15 protein-coding genes and 1 pseudogene are annotated in these 24,749 nt (G+C 39.2%); 7 read left to right on the plus strand and 9 right to left on the minus strand.

The window, feature by feature from the left end; genetic code table 11:
• Positions 1-4 precede the first annotated feature (4 nt).
• Complete coding sequence (locus NYR30_RS09015; RefSeq protein WP_066111101.1) at positions 5-7,732, minus strand: hypothetical protein; 7,728 nt, start codon at positions 7,730-7,732, stop codon at positions 5-7.
• A gap of 112 nt (positions 7,733-7,844) precedes the next feature.
• Positions 7,845-8,000 (minus strand): ESPR domain-containing protein, encoded by a 156-nt coding sequence (locus tag NYR30_RS09020; RefSeq protein ID WP_302500655.1) that lies wholly within the window; start codon positions 7,998-8,000, stop codon positions 7,845-7,847.
• Positions 8,001-8,981: 981 nt separating this feature from the next.
• On the opposite strand from NYR30_RS09020, the gene NYR30_RS09025 reads away from it, so the two are divergent.
• The 4 genes from NYR30_RS09025 to pepT all read left to right on the plus strand — a co-directional run bounded on the left by NYR30_RS09025 (position 8,982) and on the right by pepT (position 14,586).
• Positions 8,982-9,752, plus strand: a complete 771-nt coding sequence (locus NYR30_RS09025; RefSeq protein ID WP_197495456.1) for a DeoR/GlpR family DNA-binding transcription regulator — start codon at positions 8,982-8,984, stop codon at positions 9,750-9,752.
• 33 nt (positions 9,753-9,785) lie between these two features.
• Positions 9,786-11,618, plus strand: coding sequence for a glutamine--fructose-6-phosphate transaminase (isomerizing) (gene glmS, locus NYR30_RS09030; RefSeq protein ID WP_066111106.1), 1,833 nt, complete (start codon positions 9,786-9,788; stop codon positions 11,616-11,618).
• 192 nt (positions 11,619-11,810) lie between these two features.
• Positions 11,811-13,355 (plus strand): AbgT family transporter, encoded by a 1,545-nt coding sequence (locus NYR30_RS09035; RefSeq protein ID WP_302500659.1) that lies wholly within the window; start codon positions 11,811-11,813, stop codon positions 13,353-13,355.
• A gap of 10 nt (positions 13,356-13,365) precedes the next feature.
• On the plus strand, positions 13,366-14,586 hold the full coding sequence (pepT, locus tag NYR30_RS09040) for a peptidase T (RefSeq protein ID WP_066111114.1): 1,221 nt from the start codon (positions 13,366-13,368) through the stop codon (positions 14,584-14,586).
• A gap of 62 nt (positions 14,587-14,648) precedes the next feature.
• On the opposite strand, the gene NYR30_RS09045 is transcribed toward pepT, so the two are convergent.
• The 7 genes and pseudogenes from NYR30_RS09045 to ampD all read right to left on the minus strand — a co-directional run bounded on the left by NYR30_RS09045 (position 14,649) and on the right by ampD (position 21,360).
• Positions 14,649-14,822, minus strand: coding sequence for a hypothetical protein (locus NYR30_RS09045; RefSeq protein ID WP_156536697.1), 174 nt, complete (start codon positions 14,820-14,822; stop codon positions 14,649-14,651).
• Positions 14,823-15,135: 313 nt separating this feature from the next.
• Complete coding sequence (gene tkt, locus NYR30_RS09050) at positions 15,136-17,130, minus strand: transketolase (protein ID WP_302500662.1); 1,995 nt, start codon at positions 17,128-17,130, stop codon at positions 15,136-15,138.
• Between the two features lie 490 nt (positions 17,131-17,620).
• Positions 17,621-17,791, minus strand: a complete 171-nt coding sequence (locus NYR30_RS09055; RefSeq protein WP_197495490.1) for an antitoxin VbhA family protein — start codon at positions 17,789-17,791, stop codon at positions 17,621-17,623.
• Positions 17,792-17,924: 133 nt separating this feature from the next.
• A complete protein-coding gene (gene dusA, locus NYR30_RS09060) occupies positions 17,925-18,905 on the minus strand; it encodes a tRNA dihydrouridine(20/20a) synthase DusA (protein WP_066114170.1) in 981 nt (326 codons plus the stop codon).
• A pseudogene (locus NYR30_RS09065) lies at positions 18,892-20,284 on the minus strand (chloride channel protein). The gene dusA and the pseudogene NYR30_RS09065 overlap by 14 nt, the downstream one beginning before the upstream one ends.
• A 101-nt stretch (positions 20,285-20,385) precedes the next feature.
• Positions 20,386-20,721 (minus strand): PM0253 family protein, encoded by a 336-nt coding sequence (locus NYR30_RS09070; protein WP_066110356.1) that lies wholly within the window; start codon positions 20,719-20,721, stop codon positions 20,386-20,388.
• 84 nt (positions 20,722-20,805) lie between these two features.
• Entirely contained in the window at positions 20,806-21,360 is a 555-nt protein-coding gene (gene ampD, locus NYR30_RS09075) for a 1,6-anhydro-N-acetylmuramyl-L-alanine amidase AmpD (RefSeq protein ID WP_302500668.1), read from the minus strand.
• A gap of 106 nt (positions 21,361-21,466) precedes the next feature.
• On the opposite strand from ampD, the gene NYR30_RS09080 reads away from it, so the two are divergent.
• Genes NYR30_RS09080 through NYR30_RS09090 form a run of 3 tightly spaced genes read left to right on the plus strand, consistent with a single transcriptional unit; the run spans position 21,467 to position 24,544 of the window.
• The gene (locus tag NYR30_RS09080; RefSeq protein WP_302500670.1) at positions 21,467-21,937 is read left to right on the plus strand and encodes a prepilin-type N-terminal cleavage/methylation domain-containing protein; all 471 of its coding nucleotides are present in this window, start codon (positions 21,467-21,469) and stop codon (positions 21,935-21,937) included.
• Positions 21,937-23,346: a GspE/PulE family protein gene (locus tag NYR30_RS09085; protein ID WP_302500672.1), complete on the plus strand. Its 1,410-nt coding sequence runs from the start codon at positions 21,937-21,939 to the stop codon at positions 23,344-23,346. The genes NYR30_RS09080 and NYR30_RS09085 overlap by 1 nt, the downstream gene beginning before the upstream one ends.
• The gene (locus NYR30_RS09090; RefSeq protein WP_302500675.1) at positions 23,339-24,544 is read left to right on the plus strand and encodes a type II secretion system F family protein; all 1,206 of its coding nucleotides are present in this window, start codon (positions 23,339-23,341) and stop codon (positions 24,542-24,544) included. The genes NYR30_RS09085 and NYR30_RS09090 overlap by 8 nt, the downstream gene beginning before the upstream one ends.
• The last annotated feature ends 205 nt before the right edge of the window (positions 24,545-24,749 follow it).

Here is a 24,749-nt window from a genome sequence, read left to right on the forward strand (position 1 = left end):
GCTGTTATCCAGCAAAATCATCTTTCAACGCATTAACAAGCGCTGCTTTAGATAAACCAACATAGAAAGAGTTACCACTAATATCGTCTGACTTAGAACCTACTACTGTAATTAGGTTATCAGTCATACTGCCATGCGTTGCATCAGATGCAGCTACTGTTGGTTTAGCTGTCTTAATAGCATTATATACAGCACCAGACGTTACCACTAAATCTTTAGTTGGAGCTGCATTAGTTACTGTCGTTTCTTTATTTAAAGTAAATGATACCCCAGTAGCTGATGCCTTGGTTTCAATATCACTGCTGCCTGTAAAGGCTAAACTTGGATTATTCTTAAGCAGAATATCTCCTGATGTACTGCTATTATCTCCAGTTAATTTAATCTTCGCAGAATCAAATGCGGCACCTTGATTAATCTTATTCGTAAGAAGATCATTTAAGTCCTCTTCAAGAATAGTTTTATTCTTAATCTTATCCGTCGTTACCGCATCAGCAGCTAACTTCGCATTATCTACTGCACCATCTTTAATCTTATCCTTAGTAACCGCATCTTTTGCAAGTTTAGCTTCGGTTACACCACCATTAGCAATTTTCACAGTAATAGTGCTGCGATCTCCTGATGTTTCAATACCTTCTGCACCAGCTACCTTAAAGCTAACATTGTTTGCTAAGGTTTGTGCTGTAGTTGAACCAGAATCAGCGGTAAGCTGAATACTACGTGTCGTATCTACATAGTCCTTAGAGCTATCAATCTTCGCTAACTTATCTTTAACACCTTGTGCTAAATCAATCACCAAGCTACCGTTACCATCAGTACCGGCTTCTGCTGTCTTAGTTGTCACAAAGTCCTTAGTGCCATTAACATTCAAGGTTTTATTTAACTTAACATCAGATTCTGTGGATCCAGTATCGCCCATAAATTTAATACCGGAAGTTGCAGTATCGGCTTTTCCAGCTAATGCATCAGCAAGCTGACCACCAGTAACTGCGTCTTTAGAACCTGTCTCAACCTTACCGTCAGCAAGACCAGTTAAAATCGCATCATTTGCTAAGATCACCGGTTTAGTGTCGTCGTAAGTAGTAGCTTTATCATCTGCATCTTTTTCTTTGACAAAAGTTAATTTAGCGTCTTTAGTCGCGTCTGAACCACCAGCTACAGAACTAATACCAGTTAAGTTGCTTGCTAATTGAATCAACACTTCTGCGTTGCTAGCTGTTGCTGCATCAGAAGCAGTCACTACGATATTACCGCTGCTTGCTTGATCTGCCGCTGGTGCATTTTTGCCACCAGTAATAGATACACTAGAGCCAAGTTTCTTCTCAGCTGTTGCTGAGTCGTTATCACCGGTATAAGTGATGCCTTGAAGTGCTTTGCTCCAGTTTTCCTTAAACTCTCCGATATTGTTAGCGTTTGTATTCGCTTTTTTATCCATATTGTCGCTAGTAGGTACCGCATTTAGCTTATCAATAGCGTTTTGATTAAGCGTGATTCTAACGCCATCAGCACTAACTGTGGTATCAATATATTGGTTTGCGCCAGATGTACCAGTGCCATCACCTAAAATATTAAAGGTTCCGCCTAATGCCACACGTTTTGCTAGAGTAGGAGTAGTAATTGAATTATCCGCACCAAATACCAAACCAGTTAAACCAATCGCTTGTAAATCCGCTAATGTTACGGCTTTATTAAGCGCAGATCCGCTAAGAGCGTAAAGACCTGTAGCAGAATTAGTACCTTGAGCAGTTTGACCAATAAGTTCAAAGACTTTTGTTTTATCTTTCGCAGCTGTATCAGCCGTTAATGCACTATCCTTATAGGAAGTAGGATCAATACCTAAAGCGCTCGCAATATGCGATAAGGTAATTGGCGTTGTATCATTCTTCGTATCGCCGGCTGTATTAACTGCTGAAAGCATAATCTTCGATAGATCGGTGTACTCTTTGCCATTACCAGCAGTCACTCTTTCAGCCAAGGTTTTTCCAGTATTATCGTTTGGATCTTTAAGTGTACCATCATCATTGACACGATCTTTTTCATACCATAGACCATTATTGGCTTTAACGAGTGCGCCTGCGGCAGCTGCTGAATAATACTTGCCATTTTCGACTAGAACACGTTCACCTGTTTCAGCATCGGTATAAACTACTGTACCTGCCATACCATCACGAAGTCCTTGGACTTTGTTAGCTAGGCTTTCACCGTTAAGACCGTCTTTACCAGCATTACCCGGTACGCCAGGTTGACCTGCGACTGAGGTACCTGGAGCGCCATTTTCACCACGCGCCCCATCAACACCATTAATTGAACCGTTACCGATTTTCTCAGCAAGGGTAGTGACAGTTTTATTGGTGTAATAGAGTTGAGAACCGTTAATCGCATCGGTAGAATCCTTAGAAACAAGACCCGGTGCTACATTTTGGATTTGACGGTATTTAATTGAACCAGTAGCTCCATCTTTACCAGAACCTATTGCAAGAATAGCATTAGAAGCATCTTGACCTGCTACCGTAGTAATGTCATTACCATCCTTATCTTTAGCGCCTGCGATTAAGTAATCAGATACAGAAGTGCCGTTAACCGCCGCACCACTTACTACTGAAGTCGCACCTAGGGCGATGCTACCAGCTAGACTGCCAGTTTCCACTTTTGAGCCTGAACCGAGAGCAAGAGATTGTCTTTCCTCAGCTTTGGCATTCGCACCAACAGCAGTAGCATTGATTCCCTTAGCCTCAGCTCTTGAACCAACGGCAGTGCCAAACTGTTGTGCAGCTCCTGCTGAGGTACCGATGGCAACACCGCCAACCCCATCCGAGTAAGTATTGGCACCAAGCAATACAGAGCCACCTCCAATGGTAGGATGCTCTCCAGCCGTACGTCCTGAACCTGCTTGACGACCAATAGCGATAATAGTTTGTCCTTGAAGAGGATCTGTTTCGTCTATTTTTGCGGTAATATTTGAGCCGATAGCAATCATCTCATTACCCGGAGCAGAGACGTTGTAACCAATCGCAATCGCATTGGTACCTTTGGCACCACTTGTACTCTTATCGTAGTTAAGGGCTTTAGCGCTATCTTGAGGATTCACATTAAACCAATTGACACCATCACCGATACCCAGTTTAGTACGCCATGTAGCAACTTTAGTAGCATCTGCCTCTTTAGTGATATCAGGCAAGTTCGAGCCATCCACTTTCACAAAAGTATCGTCTAAAGCACCGTTGCCTTTTAACACTTCTAATAACTTCGCTTTGCTAAACGCTAGAGTAAAGGTATCACTACCTAAACCTGCGGTTTTATCACCAGTTAAGCTAAAGATATTGGTATCATCGGTTGTTAAATTGATATCCGCTTTTGCCCCAGAAACCGCACTATATACCGCTTGGGCAGAAGCAACTTTATTCGCATTGCCTCCTGTAGTTGCTGCAGCTTCATTGGTAATGGTGGTAGCAACATTAGTTCCAATAGTAAAGGCTCGTGTACCATCAGCATTATCTGTTTTGTCAACCGAGGTATAACCATCTTTTGCGGTAGCGGATACTAAACCACTTACCGCTTTTTTACCATCTGTAGTGATATTGCTTAAATCTGTCTTAGCAAATCCACCATTCTCAGGTTTCGCTAATTCCTTAGCAAGATTTGTTACATTAAGACCGACTTCGTATTGGTTAGCCCCATCAGCAGTTTTTTCATTAGCAACTGTTACTGTCACTAGCTCATTTTGGCTGGTTTTCGCAATAACTTTCTCTTGAGAGGCTTTAATTGCCGCATCAATAGTGGTTTTACCGGTATTTGCTACGCCGCCTGCTCCGTTTGATACAGCTGGCGCTGCCACAATACCGTTGGTGATGGTGTAGTCATTACCACCAATAATATTTTTAATAGCATTTAATTGCGCGCCAGTCACTGCATCAGAGCTTGTACCACTGATTGTTGCATTGGTTAAGTTAGTGAGTTTAACAGTGTTAGTAGTGCCAGAGGCAACATCTGCACCTGTAGAAAGTACTTGTTTTAACGTAACTGTATTTGCTGTAGCGGCAAATTTAATACCATTGGCATTAGTTGTATCCTCTGGATTACGCAAAATCATCGACTCAAAAGTAGGGTCTTTGCGCATACCAAACAATACTCTCTTATTACCACCATCGATATAAGTAGCGAGGTTATTGCCTAGGTAGCGCACACTATCGCCTGTCCATTTCGCATCAGTACCAGAAACAAGATCAAACTTCATCCCCATGGATTGATAGGTCGTCATTGCTCCTGCTGAGTTAAAGTTACCTTTAAGTGAGAGACCTTGATTTAAAACAGAATAAAGTTGTGAGCCGTTGATAGCGTCAGTTGAGTTTGCAGATAATAACCCCGGTGCAACACCTTGAAGACGACGAGATTCTGAATCTTTACCAATAGTTACAATACCTACAGGAGTTGCTCCCGCGAAATTACTAAAAGTAGCACCATTAATCTCATCAGTAGCAGTATAAGTTGCTAAACCTTTAGATTTAGTCGTATCACTAATAAAATCAACACCACCGCCAAGGTAAACCGATCTTGCTTGAGCAGCAGTAACGTTATTACCTAGAACAAAGGTATAGTCAGCTGTGACCGTATTGTTATTACCAAAGGCATAAGAACCAGTCCCAGAAACAGTATTAGGATCACCAAATGCCCCAGAATTAGCACCACTAACGTTGTGACCTGTACCGATAGCAATAGATTGTGCACCTGAAACTCTATTGCCGTTACCAATAGCGATAGATTGTTCACCTACAGTGTACTCTGTATCGCCGTTTTTATTATTGTCGGCACCAATAGCGATAGCTTTAGAAGCACCAGCAAAGCTATTTGAACCAAGTGCTAAAGCGTTATCAGCAGATGCTTTAGTGCTTTGACCGATGGCGACAGAGTGCCAAGTACCAGAAGCTAATGCTCCCTTACCGATAGCTAAAGCATTGTTATCTCCTGTCGCTTGTGCAGTATCACCGACAGCAATAGCATCAGTGCCTGTCGCACTAGATGAAAAACCAACAGCAATTGATTTGTTGCCAGTAACACTAGCGTTCTGACCAAGCGCCACACCTCCTACACCAGAGACGGTTGCTCTAGTACCGATAGTAATACCACCAGTTGCTGTCTCTCCTGTACTAGCACGATAACCGATAGCAATACTGTCTGCGGCAATTGCTTTGTTATTGTCGTAGTTAGAGGCATTTCTTTCTGCTTCAATATCAGCCGTTCCAGGAGGTGTTTTACCAAAATCACTATCTTGAGCATTATTTAAATTGTTTAATACGGTAGAGATAGAGTCGCTCGCGCTGAAGCTATTACCATCTAAATCAAAGTTCTTTAACGCTGTAGCAGTGTCTTTAAATGTAGAGTTGTCTGCCTCCATTTTCAGAATATCTGCCTTCATTTCGTCCATGGCAGATTGAGAGAAGTTCTCATTATTGAGCTTTTTACGTGCTACATAAGACAAGTACATCGCTTTTTTAGTGACATAATCTTGATAATTCTCAACAAGATTCATACTGTTTTCAAGAGTGGTGTTTTGCCCCTTGTCACTCACAGAGAGGTAATGCAATGTATTTTGCCTATTGGATTTACTTAAATCTGATTGTAATTGATAATAGACAGATCTTAACTGATCCACATTAACCGCATCAGAACCTAATGCACCCGGAGCTAAGTTGGTAATACGACGCTCGCTAAGTTTTTGACCTACGGAAATAATACCCGCTTTTTGGTTAGAAATATAGTAAATAGAGTCTTTACCATCAGGCATCCAGGCATATTTGTTAAAGTCGCTTAGGTATTTATTACGCTCTTCGTAACTTAACGCATCCCATGCAGTACCAGTAGGCTTGTTGCTCGCATCAGTGGTGGTGTAGTCAGTTCTTGATTGGTATCCCAATGCCATAGAGTTTTCAAGAGTAGCACGAGCTAGGTTACCAAATGCCATACTACCTGCGCTAGTCGCTTGCGCCGCTAGACCAAAAGCAATAGCGTTTTGAGCTGTTGCATTGGAACCTACACCAATTGCTGATGAATTGCCTCCCAATGCTTTTGAAGAATAGCCCAAGGCAAGTGCATTAGACGCAGTAACATAGGCATTGACACCGAGAGCAACTGAGTTAGTAGAGCCTGCAGCGACATGAGCGTAAGAACCGATAGCGATACCAGACTGCGCATCAGAGATAGTACCATAACCCATGGTGATACTATTTTGACGAAGCGCGAAAGCATAACGACCAATGGCAATACCGTTGTTGGCTGAGTAGTCGTTTTTGCCGTTTGGTTCAATACCATCCCCATCACCAAGTTGGAGGTTATAAATTTTCTTACCATTTACCTCAAGATATTCATTGGCACGTTGTTCTTGAGGTTTTAGTCCGTCGGTACCTTTTTGTTCAAAAAGCGCATTATCTGTAAAGCCAGCCTGTACTCCTGTTACGTCTTGTCCATTGATCTGGCCACCATTAATTAGGGCATTAATACCAATATTGAATGTATTAACATTACTATTGACTACCTTACCATTTTCATCAATGATGGTTAGACCATGCAAATAGCTTGTCAAAGTTTTTAATTTATCATATTGATCAGCATTAATTCTAGCACCAGCTACTGTACTATAGCCAAGAGCAATAGAACCTGCACCAACTGCCTTAGCATTATAACCATAGGCGTAAGCACCTGTATGTGAAGCTTCGGCGTTATTACCAATCGCTACTGAGTTGGCCGCAAATACACGAGAGTTTTCACCAATCGCGGTGGCACCAACGGCACCATCAAATTTTTGTTGATTAATCGTCCCCGGACCAGCAACGAAAGCACGAAGACCCACGGCGGTAGAACGGTCTGCTAAAGCGAAAGAGAGAGAACCCACAGAGGTTGATAATTCACCACCAGCTACGGTACGAGAACCAATTGCAATAGAACCCAAGCCTGCAGCATAGGTGGGAGAGAAATTGCGTTTATCGGTGGTGGTGCCTAACCAACTACCATTCGTATCTTTATTTTCTGATTCGATATATTTGTAGTAGAAGCTTTCACTGTCTTTTTGATTGCCATATGAAATCAAGGCAGCATTCATATCGCCTGCGCCTTCAGCGGTCCACAAACCAGAGAAAATCCTGCGAATGGTTTCTACAGGTAATTTGTCCTGATAATTGGCATTTACAATATCATCGTTACCGATAGCGATTGAGCTACTGCCTTGAGCAAATACGTCATTACCAATAGCAGTCGCTTGACGACGAGCAGCGGCTGTACTACCTACAACGGTGGCTTGGTTTCCTCGTGCTCTGGCTCCTTTACCAATAGCAATCATGGCGTTTTCTTCGTCAGTACGACCTCCGTTCCCTACGGCACTCGCTCCTTGACCAATTACCACTGCTTGTATTGCATTTTTATCAGTCCAAGCATTACGACCGATAACAACAGAATTAGATGAGCTTGCGTTAGCCCCATTACCAATAGCAACAGCCCCTTCGGCAGAAGCACTCGCCCAAGAACCTACTACTGTGGCGAGCTTGGCGGAGGTAACGTCAGCACCAATGGCAACAGAACCTTCTGCACTTATACACTTCATGTCATCGCCGTCACCGCTTTCATTAATTGTTAAATTTACGGTGTTCTTTCCTGTACAACCCCGTTGGTCGGCTCCACTGATGTTGTATGTACCTCCTTTCTCAAGACCAACATCATTCCACGCCCACACATCTGTCCAAGGCATTAAAATCCCAGCTGCAATAAAGCTGACTACCGCTAATGGCGATAACGCAAAGAATTTAACTTTTTTATTTTGAGAGGAAAAATAGGTAGGATTTTGTGGAGTTAAAGAAGAACTAAAATTTCCCCCCCCCCCCCCCTAGGATACCACTTGTTAAATCAACATTTTGTTGTTTCTCTGATTTCACTTTACCATGACTTTTTGTTAATTCTGATACCGCAACAAAAACGCCTCTGGTTTTATCAAAAATTACTCTAAATATATGGTTCATGTAAACTCTCTTAGTCTATGTATTTGTAAAATCTAAAAAAAATTTTCTTTTGGCAATTTGAAGTGTCAATTCAAAGGCAAGGAAACCTGCTAAAAAACAAATCATCCAACAATAATTAGCCTCGTGATTTTAGCAATTCTATAAATCTATGTAAATAAATAAACTAAACACCTATTACAAAAACAGATTTTTAATATACTAAATATACATAACGCAAACGTTTTTATTGTTACCGTTATGTATCAATATGTTAAAAAATGGTTATCCAATTAAAATGGTTTCATACTTTACTATTTATTTAATCAAATAAATAGCTATCTATATGATAAAAATCATTATTTTTTTCAACTTCTTTTAAGTTAACCCTAGATAAAATCAGCAGACAGTTTAATAATTGCGCGGATTTTTGCTTATCTTTTCCATATCATTTGTCGTATTTCTTCGGTGATAACCATCTAACCAAAGCAAAAAAATTTTTAAAAAATACTTTAATTTTTGATAATTTCGTTCGTTATTATTAAAAAAAAGAATAAGCAAAGCGATAAAATAAAGTTATCTTTTGTTTACAATTAAATTCACGAAGTTATTATATATTTTTCCTTATAAAATAATTAGTTACAAACATTCCTCTCGTATTAATTCTTAGTGTTTGAACTTTGCTAGCAATGATTTATCTGTTTAAAACTAAGACTTCAATTGTTTATTTTTAAAACAAAATTTACACAACGGCAAATCCAGAATGAATTTTGAGAAATTCTAATCTTATCTTATCAATCTATTTCACTTATTTTTGCGCTAGATCAATTTTTAACAATTTTCTCTTTAATCATGAAGAAGATTTATATCAGTAAAGAACATGGCTACTATCACTGAGGTAATAAAGCCACCACAATATGTAAATCCTGATAAATAAAATTTGTTATTCTTTTCTAAATTTGCTATATTTCGCTCCGAAATTTAAATGGATAAAAACGAAAGATAATGAGTAAAAGAAATACCAAACAACGCCGTCATGCCATTCTAAAATGCCTAGAGGAACAAGGCGAAGTTACCGTAGAACAGTTAGTCAATCAATTTGAAACTTCAGAAGTTACGATTCGTAAAGATCTCTCCGCATTAGAACAAAATGGATTATTACTCCGCCGTTATGGCGGCGCTATTTTGATGCCTGCTGAAGTATTAGCTGAGGAAGAAAACGAAGCTTTATCACCACAAAAAGTTGCCATTGCCAAATTAGCGGCGGCACAAATTCGTGATCATAATCGTATTATTATTGATACTGGCAGCACCACTTCAGCACTAATCAGCCAGCTCAATAAAAAACAAGGCTTAGTGGTAATGACAAATTCGTTAAATGTTGCTGCTGAATTACGCCAGCTAGAAAACGAACCAACATTATTAATGACTGGCGGTACTTGGGACGCTTCTTCCGACTCATTTCAAGGCAAAGTCGCCGAACAAGTTTTACGTTCTTATGACTTTGATCAGTTGTTTATTGGCGCCGATGGTATTGATTTACAACGCGGTACAACAACTTTCAACGAATTAGTTGGGCTTAGTCGCGTGATGGCGGAGGTTTCTCGTGAAGTGATTGTCATGGTGGAATCACAGAAAATCGGTCGCAAAATGCCAAATTTAGAACTAACTTGGCAACAAATTCATTTCTTAATTACTGATGATCGTATTGATCCTCAAGTGAAACAACAAATTGAAAATCTCGGTGTGGAAGTGTTAATCGCTTCTGCAAAATAAATTATTTCTCGATCTATAAATAAGGAAAAAATTATGTGTGGAATTGTTGGTGCAGTCGCACAACGTGATGTCGCGGAAATCTTAATTCAAGGTTTACATCGTTTAGAGTATCGTGGTTATGACTCTGCTGGTGTGGCAGTTGTTGATAGCCAACACCATTTACAACGTGTACGCCGCGTCGGTAAGGTGAAAGCGTTAGACGAAGCGGTAGAACAACAACCTTTAATCGGTGGTACTGGAATTGCGCATACTCGTTGGGCAACTCATGGTGAACCATCAGAAGCCAATGCACACCCGCATATGTCTGGCGATATTGCGGTAGTACACAATGGCATTATCGAAAACTATCAAGAATTAAAAGCTGAGTTGCAACAACGCGGCTATCAATTTGCGTCACAAACTGATACTGAAGTCATTGCACATTTAGTACATTGGGAATTGCAATCTTGCCAAAATTTATTGCAAGCCGTACAACAAGCGGTAAAACAATTAACTGGCGCTTACGGTATGGTGGTAATGCACCGTTTACAACCAGAACATTTAATTGCTGCTCGTTCTGGTAGCCCATTAGTCATTGGTTATGGTGTTGGCGAAAACTTTTTAGCTTCTGACCAGTTGGCTTTATTAAATGTTACTCGCCGTTTTAGCTTCTTAGAAGAGGGCGATGTTGCGGAAATTACTCGTCGTGAAGTAACGATTTATAACCGTTTAGGCGAACGTGTTGAACGCACGATTGCGGAATCAAATTTAGAACAAGATGCCGCAGATAAAGGGCATTTCCGTCACTTTATGCAAAAAGAAATTTTTGAGCAACCTACTGCGATTATTAACACTTTAGAAGGTCGTATCGCCCACGATAGCGTTATTGTTGAAAGTATTGGCAGCAAAGCAAAAAGCATTTTAGAAAATGTACAACACGTGCAAATTGTTGCTTGTGGTACTTCTTATAATTCAGGTATGGTGGCGCGTTATTGGTTTGAGGCGCTAGCCGGCGTCAGCTGTGATGTCGAAATTGCTTCTGAATTCCGCTATCGTAAATTTGTTACTCGTCCAAATAGCTTATTACTTACGCTTTCACAATCAGGCGAAACCGCAGATACGTTAGCGGCACTGCGTTTAGCGAAAGAAAAAGGCTATATGGCAGCGATGACGATTTGTAATGTGGCTGGTTCTTCTTTAGTGCGTGAATCTGATTTAGCCTTTATGACACGCGCAGGCGTAGAAATCGGCGTTGCTTCTACTAAAGCATTTACCACACAATTAGTATCAATGTTGATGTTAGTTGTAGCAATCGGTAAGTTAAACGGCAGCATTTCTGCTGAAAAAGAGCGTGAAATCGTGCAAGCATTGAACAGTATTCCAACTGATATTGAAAAAGCGTTAGTCTTTGATAAACAAATTGAGAAATTAGCTGAAGACTTTGCGGAAAAACATAATGCGTTGTTCTTAGGTCGCGGGGAGTTTTATCCAATCGCTATGGAAGCGGCATTGAAATTGAAAGAAATTTCTTATATTCACGCAGAAGCTTATGCTGCTGGTGAGTTAAAGCATGGTCCATTAGCTTTGATTGATGCTGATATGCCTGTTATCGTTGTTGCGCCAAATAATGAATTATTGGAAAAGGTAAAATCGAATATTGAAGAAGTGCGCGCGCGCGGTGGTCAATTATATGTGTTCGCTGATGCAGAAGCTGGCTTCCAAGATAGCGATAATATGAAGATTATTACAATGCCGAAAGTTAATGAGTTGGTTGCGCCAATTTTCTATACCGTACCAATGCAATTGCTTTCTTATTATGTGGCAATTATTAAGGGTACCGATGTTGACCAACCAAGAAACCTAGCGAAAGCGGTAACAGTTGAGTAAATATAAACTTATCAATATTGTAAATTTGAGGAGAGCGTTGAGCTCTCCTTATTTTTTGTGATAGACCTCTCCTTTCTATAATAATCTTCAAGGAAGTGCCTCTCATTTATTGTTTATTTATTAATCTTTTGCATATAATCGTTTAACTTTTGTAACAGAAGATCAACACAATAACACACAGAGAGGGCTATTATGAATAGTGTAAACACTCCACCAACACGCAATTGGTTACAAAAAATTGAGTATATTGGGAATAAGTTACCTGATATTACTATGCTGTTTATTTACGCTTTAATCATTTGCTGGTTACTTTCTTGGGGGTTGTCTTACTTTACTTTTGATTACATTCATCCAGTAAATAAAGAACCTATCAAAATTATAAATCTGTTCCAATCTGGTGAAATCATGACCTTTATGAGTTCACTCACTAAAAATTTCGTTAATTTCCCTCCATTGGGAATTACGATTGTCGCAACATTAGGGATTGGGATTGCAGAAGCTAGTGGTTTTATTAATGTTGGTTTAAGTCGTGCATTAGCCATTATTCCAAAAAGTATTGTAACGCCTGCTGTTGTGACAATTTCTGTTCTTGCTCACGTTGCTTCTGATTATGCTTATGTGATTTTAATGCCTGTTGCTGCATTAATTTTCTATTCTGTCGGTAAACATCCTCTTGCAGGGATTGCAGCTTCTTTCGCTGGTTTAGCGGGTGGTTTTTCTGCGAGTTTTACCCCCTCAATTATTGATCCAATAATGCAAAGTTTTACGCAAAGTGCCGCCCGTATTTTAGATCCAAGCTATGACGTGAATGTGCTTTGTAACTATTTCGTCAGTTTTGGCAGCACTTTCTTTGTTATTGCAACCTGTTGGTATATTACCGATAAAATTATTGATCCACATTTAAAGCGTACTATGCCAATCGATAAAGATCTCGATACTAAAGATACTACAATAAGTCAGCCGTCTGCTCGTGATCTTAAAGCATTCCGTTGGGCTTCATTAGTATTGTTATTAATGGCTGTTGGTTTATTTTTGTTAGCTTATCCTGACAACTCATTATTACGTGGTCCAGATGGTTCTTTAACCAGCCCTAAAGCTCCGATTATGCAAATGATTGTGCCGTTGTTATTGCTCTTTTTTGCTATTCCTTCGTTAGTGCATGGCATCATCGCCGGTACCTTTAAAGATGCACACACTGTGACCAAATCAATGGAAAGAATCACTTATACGTTAGTCGCATTTATTGTGTTCTCTTTCTTCTGTGCACAATTCTTATATTCCTTCAACCGTTCAGGTATTGGTACATTAATTGCTTTATCCGGCGCTGAATTTCTAAAAGCATTACAAATGCCTGCTGGTATTACCATTTTCGGTGTATTAGTTTTAACGCTATTACTTAATATCATCATTACTTCTGCTACTTCAAAATGGGCGATTCTTTCACCAATTTTGGTGCCTATGTTGATGTCAGTAAATATTTCTCCAGAATTAACACAAGCAGCTTTTAGAATTAGTGACTCGGTGATGAATGTTTCTACTCCAATGTTTGCATTCTATCCGCTACTGATTTCTTATTGCCAACGTTATTGTAAAAGCACTGGCGTGGGAACATTGTGTTCAATGATGATTCCATACACAATCGGTTTATTTATTGTTTTAACTATTGTGTTATATGTATTCTGGTGGCTAGGTATTCCATTAGGTTTCGATAGCGGATATGTGTATCCAAAAGCATAAGGATAAGATCATGCAACAACAATTAATTGAACGTTTTTTTCGTTATTTAGCAATCAGCAGCCAAAGTAATGCGGCTATTACTACGGTACCTAGTAGCGATGGTCAATGGAAAATGGCAAAACTGTTGGCTGATGAATTAACCGAACTTGGTTTAGAGCAGGTAAATATTGATCAATATGCTAATGTTACTGCTGTCCTAAAAGGGAGCGTACCAAATGCTACGCCGATTGGTTTTTGTGCCCATATGGATACTGTAGATGTTGCATTATCTCCGATTATTTCACCACAAATTAAAACATTTACCGGTAATGATTTACTGCTTAATCAAGAAAAAAATATCTGGTTAAAAGTTGCTGAACACCCTGAAATTTTACCTTATCTTAATCAGGAAATTATTTTCAGCGATGGTACTAGTGTTTTAGGTGCAGATAATAAAGCGGCAATAGCAAATATTATGACTGCACTCGCTATCATCAAACAGCATAATCTGCCAACAGGCGATATTTATATCGCCTTTGTACCAGACGAGGAAATTGGTTTGCGTGGTGCAAAACTTCTTGATTTGCACAAGTTTAAACCTGATTTCGCTTATACTATTGATTGTTGTGAGCTTGGCGAAGTTGTCTATGAAAACTTTAATGCCGCGGCAGCAACTATCACTATTCATGGCGTTAGCGCTCATCCAATGTCGGCAAAAGGCGTATTGGTTAATCCAATTCTAGTGGCACAAGATTTGATCGCCTTATTTGACCGCAACCAAACTCCAGAATGTACAGAACAGAAAGAAGGTTATTGGTGGTTTAACAGTTTTGAAGCTAATCAAAGCCAAGCGATATTAGGAATGTCGATTCGTGATTTTGATAAAGCCTCTTTTGAAGCTAGAAAGGTATTTATTGAAAAAGCGGTTAATGAAATTCAACAACGTTATCCAACAGCGAAATTAACCTGTGAAATTTCAGATACCTATGGCAATATCGCGAATACATTAACCGAAGATTGTCGTTCGATTGATCTGCTATTTAATGCAATGGAACAAATTAATGTAACGCCTAAAGTTATCCCAATGCGTGGCGGTACTGATGGTGCTGCGTTATCAGTAAATGGTATTACTACCCCGAACTATTTTACTGGCGCACACAATTTCCATTCAAAATTTGAATTTTTGCCAATTCCATCGTTCGTTAAATCTTGTAAGCTAACATTAAAATTAATTGAGTTAGCTGCTAAATGACAAAAAAGTCCGATCAAAACATTTTGATCGGACTTTTTTTATTTCTTCTTTTACAGAGTGAGCTATTTCATCACTTTAGATAACTCTTTTACTCTATTCCGGAGATGGTGACGTTGGATTTCAGCGACAAGATCACTTTTTTGCACCATTTCTACCCTTTCTTTTAACGTTTTTCTCTGCATCCTATGTATCTTTTTTACTTGAGCAATATCTGTATTCATCGCTTGTACTGTCATCGTTTAATTTTCCTCATAAATTGAGTTTTAGGGAAACAACTAGGTCAAGATCTCAGAACGACTATATTAACCTACGTATTATTAAGTAAAGATAAACTATTAAATGAATAAAAATATCATCAAGATAAGAATATAATAAAACATCAAATAGCTTACATTTTTATACATACTATCACAAATATTGTTTACTAGGTAGATTATTTTTGTTAATAAATATTATTCTAAAATAAATTTCTTGTTAAAAAATAATAAAAAACCCTTCTTAATCATAAAGATAAGAAGGGTTTTAAATTAATTATACTCTAGAAAAAAACTATAAAATTTCTTTTGCTTTCGCTACAACGTTCTCTACAGTAAAGCCAAAGAGTTTAAAGAGTTCTCCCGCCGGTGCAGATTCACCAAAACGGTTCATACCCACAACACGTCCAGCTAAACCAACATATTTGTACCAGAAGTCGCTAATTCCAGCTTCCACAGCAACACGTTTTGTCACGCTGCTTGGTAATACGCTTTCTTTGTAAGCTTCGTCTTGTTTGTCAAAGACATTAGTGCTTGGCATAGATACCACGCGAACTTTATGTCCTTCAGCAGTTAATTGCTCTGCCGCTTTCACTGCCAATTCCACTTCCGAACCTGTCGCAATGAAAATCAACTCTGGTGTCCCTTCACAATCTTTTAAGATATAAGCACCACGTCTGACATTCACTAATTGTTCCGCTGTTCTTGCCATTTGTGTTAAGTTTTGACGAGTGAAGATTAACGCACTTGGTCCTTCCTTACGCTCTACCGCTGCCTGCCATGCAATCGCAGATTCAACTTGATCACATGGTCGCCAGGTTTCAAGATTTGGAATTAAGCGTAATGCCGCAGTTTGTTCTACTGGTTGGTGTGTCGGACCATCTTCCCCTAAACCAATGGAATCGTGGGTATAAACATAAAGCACTCGTTGTTTCATTAAGGCAGACATGCGAACCGCATTATGCGCATACTCCATAAACATTAGGAAGGTTGCACCATAAGGAATAAAACCACCATGTAAAGCAATACCGTTCATAATCGCTGACATACCAAATTCACGAACTCCGTAGTTGATGTAGTTACCATCTACCACATTCGCACGTAATGGTTTTGAACCTGACCATAAGGTTAAGTTAGACCCCGCTAAGTCCGCAGAACCACCTAAAAATTCTGGCAATAAATGCGCATAAGCTTCAATCGCATTTTGTGATGCTTTACGGCTCGCAATATTCGCCGGATTTGCTTGTAATTTTTCAATAAAGGCTTGAGATTCCGCTGCCCAGTTCGCCGGTAATTCCCCCGCTAAACGACGGCTTAATTCTGCCGCTAATTCTGGGTAAGCCGCTTGATAAGCCGCAAAACGTTTATTCCATTCTGCTTCTTTCGCTGCTCCTTGTTGTTTTGCATCCCATTCCGCATAAATCTCTGCTGGAATTTCAAATGGCGCATATGCCCAACCTAAATTTTGACGAGTCGCCGCAATTTCTTCTTCACCTAATGGTGCGCCATGGCAATCGTGAGAGTTGGATTTATTTGGTGAACCATATCCAATAATGGTTTTACAGATAATTAAACTTGGTTTACTGGTTTCTGCTTGCGCCGCTTCAATCGCTGCTGCAATCTCTGCCGCATTGTGGCCATCTACCGCTGGCACAACATGCCAACCATACGCTTCAAAACGTTTTTGTGTATCATCGGTAAACCAACCATCTACATGACCATCAATCGAAATATTGTTGTCATCATAGAACGCAATTAATTTACCTAAGCCTAATGTCCCCGCTAATGAACACGCTTCGTGTGATACCCCTTCCATTAAACAACCATCACCTAAAAAGACATAAGTATGGTGGTCAATAATGTCATGACCTGGACGGTTAAATTGGCCGGCTAAGGTTTTTTCGGCAATCGCCATCCCTACCGCATTGGTAATACCTTGGCCTAATGGACCTGTGGTAGTTTCTACGCCCGGTGCATAACCATATTCTGGGTGACCTGGAGTTTTTGAATGTAATTGACGGAATTGTTTTAAATCTTCAATTGATAAATCGTAACCAGTTAAATGCAATAGGCTATAAATCAACATTGAACCATGACCATTTGATAACACAAAACGGTCGCGGTTTACCCATTTTGGATTCCCTGGATTATGGGATAAGAAATCACGCCATAATACTTCTGCAATATCTGCCATTCCCATTGGCGCACCTGGATGCCCTGATTTTGCTTTTTGCACCGCATCCATACTTAAAAAACGGATTGCATTCGCTAATTCGCGGCGAGTTGCCATAATTTTCTCCTTCTTTGCTTATAGTCTGAATTTAGATAGATAAAACTTCTGTATTCTACTCCATTTTCCACTGGAAACAGTGTTTATCTTTGATAAAAAGTGATCTTTTTTAGTGATTACATAACAATAGCTGAAATATCCATAAAACAGTCCATTAATGGCTAGTTTATTGACAAAGTCAATTATAAAACTTTGAGCTAAATTATTTCTTATCTAAAATTTAGGTTTCGCCCTAAAGGGCGACTTCATTTTCTTTGCTTGTGCAAAGAAAACGAAGCAAAAGAAAGCACACCCTCGCACTCTTGCTAATCCTCATTCCAATAAGATTTTCCGGGCGGCAAAAAAAGAGATTTTTCTCGCCAGCTCGAAAAATTGACAGCTTTTTTTGCCTGAAAATCTTATTTGCATTCGGGCAAGAGTAAGAGGGAACCCAAGGCTATTTTATAGAAGTTTTTGACAAAATTTAGGTTTGTCAGCAGTCTGAGAAATATTATATTTCATAGGCTTTAGTCTTCAGCTCATTTAGAGTAATTTCATCATTAATCCATTTTTGGAAATAGCTTAACATTTCATTATTCATATCTAAGCCTTCCAAACGATTATTATCAATAGCAAACTGCACTGCCTCACGTCGCTGTTCTTTTTCTTCCTCTGTGATCATTTTGAATCTCCTTTCGTTTACTAAGTGTCAATTAGATATAGTTATCTTTCATTTTTATTATACAATAAAACCACATAACCAATTGATATTAAAATAAATTCAAATCAGTTTATTATAAAATAAATAACTAATATTACCCTCTAACAAACTCCAACGCTTGTTGTAGCACCTCAATCCCAGCACCCGCTTTATGGGCATTTTCACTTAAATGTCTGCGCCATTGTCTAGCACCTTTGATATTTTGAAATGCGCCTAACATATGGCGGGTAATTTGCCCTAATGGTGTTCCTTGTTGCAATTCTTGTTCCACATAAGGGAACATTTTTTCCACTGCTTCAACTGGACTAATAATAGGTGCATTCGGATCAAATAAAGCTTGATCAATGAATCCTAATAATGCTGGATTTTGGTAAGCCTCACGTCCTACCATCACGCCATCAACAAACTGTAAATGCTGCTTAATTTCTTCAATCGTCTTAATACCGCCATTAATGCTAATCTTTAACTGTGGAAAATCACGTTTTAATTGATAAACACGCGGATAATCCAGCGGCGGAATTTCGCGATTTTCTTTTGGACTTAATCCCGATAGCCACGCTTTTCGTGCGTGTACAATTAAATCCTGGCAGCCTGTTGCCGCCACTTTTGTTACAAAATCACATAAAAATTCATAACTGTCTAAATCATCAATACCAATACGCGTTTTCACAGTAACTGGAATACTGACGACCTCTTGCATTGCCGCCACACATTCTGCCACTAAATCCGCTTTAGCCATTAAGCAAGCACCAAACATTCCATTTTGTACACGATCCGACGGGCAACCCACATTCAGATTAATTTCACTATAACCACGTTGTTCCGCTAATTTTGCGCAATGTGCCAACTGTTGTGGATCGCTACCGCCTAATTGTAAGGCAACCGGTAATTCCTCCGGATGAAAGATTAAATGATCATACTTGGCATAAATAATCGCCGGTGCTGTCACCATTTCAGTATAAAGCAGTGTATGTCGGCTAAATTGGCGATGAAAAAAACGGCAATGGCGGGTTGTCCAATCTAGCATTGGTGCAACCGCAAAACGCCCTCGATAAAATTGTTTATTTATTGTCATGAAGTTTTTGTTGTTCTTGATTAATTTGTTCTTGAATTCGTTGACGGAAACGTCCCGCCGCAAAATGATAAAATGGTTTTGGACAAATTTGACGAGAAATAATTGATGCCATAATGCTAGTTGCCAGCAACCAAACTAATTCAGGCTGACTTCCTGTCATTTCCATTACGACTACGCTCGATGTTACTGGCGATTGTGTTGCTCCCGCTAAAAATGCCGCCATAGATAATAACACAAGAAAACGCTGATCAACGATACCTCCAGTGAGTTGCCAAATATTGCTGCCAATCGCTGCACCTGTCGTTAATGCTGGAGTAAAAATACCGCCAGCTATACCAGTCCAGTAAGTAAAGACCGTTGCCAACAACTTACTGATCCCCAATGAAGTATCTAAAGCTTGATCATTTAATGCTTGGGTCACTACTGCATAACCAGTGCCATAAGTTTGGTGTCCGCTAAAAGTACCTAAGCCAGCTAATAAAATACCTAAAATAAAAGCAACGATAATCGGATGACGACGCACAAATCCACGCATAAAAGTAGGTAAATAAGAAGCCAAACCTTTAGCTAATAAACGTGCAAATAAACCACCAAAAAAACCACAAACTACCGCGCAAATTATCAGCCATAACACCACATTTTCTACACTATCGGCACCACTATAACGCGGAAAATAAGGATTATTACCTTGAATAAGTACCAGCATAAATCCTGCTGCTAATACACCTAATAAAACACGACGCTCCCAGCGTAACGGAGTTCCTCGTCCGATTTCCTCAATCGCAAAAATCACACCAGCCAATGGTGCATTAAATGCTGCCGCTAAACCGCCTGCTGCCCCCCGTTGCAATTAATTCGTTATAACTTAGTCCCTTAAACGCTAAATTATATTCACGACAAAATTTTCCCCAGGAGAGCATTACCGCTGCACCAACTTGTACCGATGGCCCTTCACGCCCTACTGACGCACCACAACACATTGCTAAAAAAGTAAGCGGAATCTTCCAAATGGTTTGTGCTAAATGAACAAGGGTTTCTTTTGGTTTACCATGAGGTAATGCAATAGAAGCGATGACTTGTGGAATACCGCTTCCCGCCACATATGGCGTAAAACGCTGAGTAAACCAAGCTAGAATGGCCATACCAAAAGGTAACAAAACCCAAGCTACCCAAGGATTTAAATTGACTAAAAAGATATTTATTTCTAAACCTAATTCTACTAATGTGGCGAAGCCCCATGAAACTAGAGCAACTAATAAAGCACCACATAGTAAACAAATAAATTCGATACTTTTACGAGAAAGGCGAGAAGTTTGATGTCCTTTATGTTTCAGATAGTGATGTAACTGATGTAGTTTCGCTTTGAGATTAAAAAACATAACTTGAAAAGATAAATTACCAAAATAGAGGTAATTATAAACAAGAACACCCAATAATCGAAAACCTTTTTCGTTAGGTTATTCGTTCTCAAAAATACATTTTACATACAGCCGCCGCAACTACCGCAACGCCAATCGTCTTTATTAACAGCTTGATAAAACAAACGAAAATATTCCTCTTCTAATGGAATATCTGCTGCAATAAAAACATCAGTCAGCCAGCCGATATTTTCCAAAATCCAATCATTTTCATCTAAACCTTCCAGATATAATTCATCTTCCGGATCGATAAAATTATAAATACCGCGTGTTCCCATATCATGTTCACGACGCTCTTCAGGTAAATTAATTGCTTTACCTTGATAAGTAATATCCCAATGTCCTAAACAAAGCGTGTTTCCCTTTGATGACCAATGTGCAACAAATGGATTTTCCATATTCCAACCTCCTTTCATCACATTGATATTAGTATAGTCCTCTCTCTTTTTCGCTTTAATCACTTAAATAGGGTAAATCCTTGTTTACCCTAATGCTTTTATTTTCTCTCGATAATAGTGCCAATCGAAATACTGCCCCGGGTCGATCTTGCGTCCTGGTGAGATATCGCAATGCCCAACAATACGATCTAAGGTAATTAATGGATAGTTTTTCATTATCGCAACAGTTAATTCCGCCAACGCTTGATATTGTTGTTCGGTAAAGTGCTGCTGATTGCTGCCTTCTAACTCAATACCAATCGCAAAATCGTTGCATTTCTCTCTACCTTGAAATTGTGAAAGCCCTGCATGCCAAGCTCGTTGCATAAAATTGACATATTGTTTCACTTCACCATTGCGCCGAATCAGACAGTGCGCTGATACTCGTTGTTGATAAATCTCAGCAAAATAAGGATGAATCGTTGGATCTAATTTTCCTTGAAAAAAATCATCAATATAGTTACCGGCAAACTGCTCTGGCGGCAGACTAATGTAATGAACAACTAGTAATGAAATATCGGTCGGATCTGGACGTTGATCGAAATGAGGTGACGAAATTTGCACCACATTTTGTAAAACACCATCAATAATTTGATACATAAAATTCTCTTTCTGCGATCTCAATTCCAATAGTTTAACAACTCTCTCGTTAATTAGGTGAGTTTTTGTCATTTTTTGCCTATCTGTTTTGATAGAGGGCTTTTTTATGAGCAATAAATCATCGTCGAGAATACATGCTTTTTATGCTGGTTTTACCTTAATTGAATTGATGATCGTCATTGCGATCGTGGCGGTGTTGGCAACCATTGCGATCCCGTCTTATCAAGGTTATACACAAAAAGCTGCGGTTTCTGAATTAATTCAAGCAGCTGCCCCTTATAAAGCAGAAGTTGAACTGTGCTTATATAACGCAACCAATAAAAATCAATGTTCTGCCGGGCAGCATGGGATTCAAAATAAACCTAGTGATCTGACTAAATTTAAATATCTCAATGATATTTCCATTACCGCAGGAGTTATTACAGTTTCAGGAAAGGGAGTATTAAAAGATATTTCTTACAAGATGACGCCAAGTGAAAGCAAACAAGGTGAGCTGATCGATTGGCTGATTCAATGCTCTGGCGATAATGGTATTTTTCCAGCTGGCTTTTGCCAACCAACGACAGGAACGCAATAATGACCTATCAAGTGACTACTATCGATCAGCAACACACTTTTACTATTTCAGAACAGCAATGGGAAAAGAATCAGGCACAATATGAATTACTATTACGCTATTTAGCTGTTCCTTTGTTAGAAGATGAGCAACAATTATGGCTAGCCGTAGAATCATTAGATAATTTAGCCGCTTGCGAAGCCTTTGCCTTTTTAAATGGTAAACCTGTTGAACCTGTCATTATTGGTCAATATGCGTTAAAACAGTTATTACAAAGTATGCGAGAAGTAACTGATCTTTCTCATCTACACGAAGCCACTTTTCAACATTATTCCACGCCCACTGAACAACCAACAGAAGAGATTACTGCGGCAGATCCTAACGAACCGTTAATTCAGCTTTTTAATCAATTATTAGAACAAGGGTTGCAATCCAAAGCATCAGATATTCATTTAGAGCCTTTACATAAGAGTTTTCAAATTCGCTTTCGTATTGATGGTGTATTACAAAAGCAAGAAACCTTAATGCCGCAAATTGGACAACGATTGAATGCTCGTTTGAAATTATTAGCTCGTTTAGATATTAATGAATTACGCTTGCCACAAGATGGTCGCTTCCGTTATCAAACCACTTTTGGTGAAACATTAGATATTCGCCTATCATCTTTACCAACCCAATATGGTGAAAAAATTGTATTACGTTTGCAACACAATACGCCTGTATTCACCGACTTTACTGAATTAGGAATGACAGCACAGCAAGCAGCACAATTCAATCACGCTTTAGCACAACCACAAGGACTCATTTTGGTCACAGGTCCAACTGGTAGCGGCAAAAGTTTAACCTTGTACAGTGGCTTACATCACTTAAATCAAGAGAGTCGGCATATTGTTACTGCTGAAGATCCCATTGAATTACAACTTGATGGCATTATTCAAACGCAAGTTAATCACACCATTGGGCTAAACTTCGCTACTTTATTGCGTAGTTTCTTACGCCAAGATCCTGACATCATTATGGTTGGCGAAATTCGTGATCAGGAAACGGCTGAAATTGCTTTACGTGCAGCGCAAACAGGGCACCTTGTTTTATCCACACTCCATACCAACACTGCATTAGGTGCAATTTCTCGTTTACAACAATTAGGTATCTCACAACATGAATTGGAAAACAGCTTACTATTAGTGATTGCACAACGCTTAGTCCGCAAACGTTGTCAGCGATGTCTTACTCCATCATCAGATTGTGCTTGTATTGATGGCTACCAAGGACGCACAGGGATTTTTCAATTATTACATTACCAACAACAGCAATTTACTACTGATTACCCAACACTCTTTGCTGCCGCACAAACAAAACTCCAACAACAGATCACGACAATAGCAGAATTAGAGCGAGTATTAGGTAAAGAGGAACTGCAAGATGGCTAAATATCGTTGGCGAGGCAAAGATCGTTTTCAAAATCGAGTCACTGGAAATATTATTGCTGATAATGCTCAACAAGCTAGACAACGCCTCTATCAGCAAGGTATTAATGTTCTTTCTCTTTCCAGAAATTGGCAATTATTGCCACGCATTACTTTAGTTCAACAGGCAGAATTTTTCTTACAATTTTCGTTGCTATTAAAAGCTGAAATTCCCTTAAAACAAGCATTACAGATGTTGCAAGCACATTGCCACAACGAAAAACTGTATCAATTACTCACACATTGTCTGCATCAATTAAATATTGGCTTACCGCTCTCCACTGCATTACAAACCGAGCAACAATTTTTATCTAATTATGAATGGCAATTACTCTATAGTGGCGAACGTAGTGGGCAACTTAGTGCCGTTATTCAACAATTAGCAGAAAGTAAAAAACGGCAAGCAGCCTTACAACAACAGATTAAGAAAATCATCTTTTATCCAGTGATGATGCTGTCTATTTCATTACTATTAACGATCTTTTTGCTGCTATTTATCGTACCAACTTTTGCCGATCTTTATAGCCAACAACAACAGTCATTACCTTGGCTCACGCAATTTCTACTAACGATTTCACAATTTTTACAGCATTATTTGATATATCTCTGTATTGTCATGCCACTGCTCTGTTTTGGGATGTATCAGTGTTATCTTCGTTTAGCCATAGTGAAAAATACGTTATTAAGAGTATTGTGCCTCATACCAAGTATTAACAAGATTTTTCTGACAATCCAATCAATCCAATTTTTCTCCATCTTATCCACAATGTTGCAAGCGGGCATTACCTTACAGCAAAGTCTGAATAGCTTCTTTCCTCAATCAACAAACTTTGCTGCTAGCTATAATCATTCATTATTGGCAAAAGAGGCACGACAATGCTTGCAAGCATTACAGCAAGGTTTACCTTTTTCAAACGGATTAAGTTATCGCTTTATCTCACAACAGACTCGGCAGATGATTATTATTGGCGAACAAAGTGGAAAACTAACGCATATCTTATGCCACCTTACTGAACACAACCAACAGCAGCTTTCAGCGCAAATTGAATTGGCTGCCAAACTGCTTGAACCTTTATTGATGCTCATTATTGGCAGCATTATCGGCATCATTATTATGGGTATGTATCTACCGATCTTTAATTTGGGGAATGTGATTTTATGATCCTAGTCGGGCTATCACTGCTGAGTGTCATTTTTATTACCTACCTTTATTACTTACCGACTTGGCTGCAAAACCATCATAGTTTCTCGTCTGTACCCTGCTTTTTTAGACAAGATCGTTATTTTCATCTTCTCTGGTACGTAGGATTAAGTGGTTGTTGTTACCTAATCCCCACATTATGGTGGCACAGTTTTTTATACTATTT

It is taken from the genome of Gallibacterium salpingitidis (assembly GCF_030517105.1).
GTDB classification, from domain to species: Bacteria; Pseudomonadota; Gammaproteobacteria; order Enterobacterales; family Pasteurellaceae; genus Gallibacterium; species Gallibacterium salpingitidis.

Coding starts and splice junctions, on each gene's coding strand:
- NYR30_RS09070 (WP_066110356.1), bottom strand. CDS start 20,721: ATGGAAAATCCATTTGTTGCACATTGGTCATCAAAGGGAAACACGCTT.
- glmS (WP_066111106.1), top strand. CDS start 9,786: ATGTGTGGAATTGTTGGTGCAGTCGCACAACGTGATGTCGCGGAAATC.
- NYR30_RS09020 (WP_302500655.1), bottom strand. CDS start 8,000: ATGAACCATATATTTAGAGTAATTTTTGATAAAACCAGAGGCGTTTTT.
- tkt (WP_302500662.1), bottom strand. CDS start 17,130: ATGGCAACTCGCCGCGAATTAGCGAATGCAATCCGTTTTTTAAGTATG.
- NYR30_RS09025 (WP_197495456.1), top strand. CDS start 8,982: ATGAGTAAAAGAAATACCAAACAACGCCGTCATGCCATTCTAAAATGC.
- pepT (WP_066111114.1), top strand. CDS start 13,366: ATGCAACAACAATTAATTGAACGTTTTTTTCGTTATTTAGCAATCAGC.
- NYR30_RS09080 (WP_302500670.1), top strand. CDS start 21,467: ATGAGCAATAAATCATCGTCGAGAATACATGCTTTTTATGCTGGTTTT.
- NYR30_RS09055 (WP_197495490.1), bottom strand. CDS start 17,791: ATGATCACAGAGGAAGAAAAAGAACAGCGACGTGAGGCAGTGCAGTTT.
- ampD (WP_302500668.1), bottom strand. CDS start 21,360: ATGTATCAAATTATTGATGGTGTTTTACAAAATGTGGTGCAAATTTCG.
- NYR30_RS09015 (WP_066111101.1), bottom strand. CDS start 7,732: ATGCCTTGGACAGATGTGTGGGCGTGGAATGATGTTGGTCTTGAGAAA.
- NYR30_RS09090 (WP_302500675.1), top strand. CDS start 23,339: ATGGCTAAATATCGTTGGCGAGGCAAAGATCGTTTTCAAAATCGAGTC.
- dusA (WP_066114170.1), bottom strand. CDS start 18,905: ATGACAATAAATAAACAATTTTATCGAGGGCGTTTTGCGGTTGCACCA.
- NYR30_RS09085 (WP_302500672.1), top strand. CDS start 21,937: ATGACCTATCAAGTGACTACTATCGATCAGCAACACACTTTTACTATT.
- NYR30_RS09045 (WP_156536697.1), bottom strand. CDS start 14,822: ATGACAGTACAAGCGATGAATACAGATATTGCTCAAGTAAAAAAGATA.
- NYR30_RS09035 (WP_302500659.1), top strand. CDS start 11,811: ATGAATAGTGTAAACACTCCACCAACACGCAATTGGTTACAAAAAATT.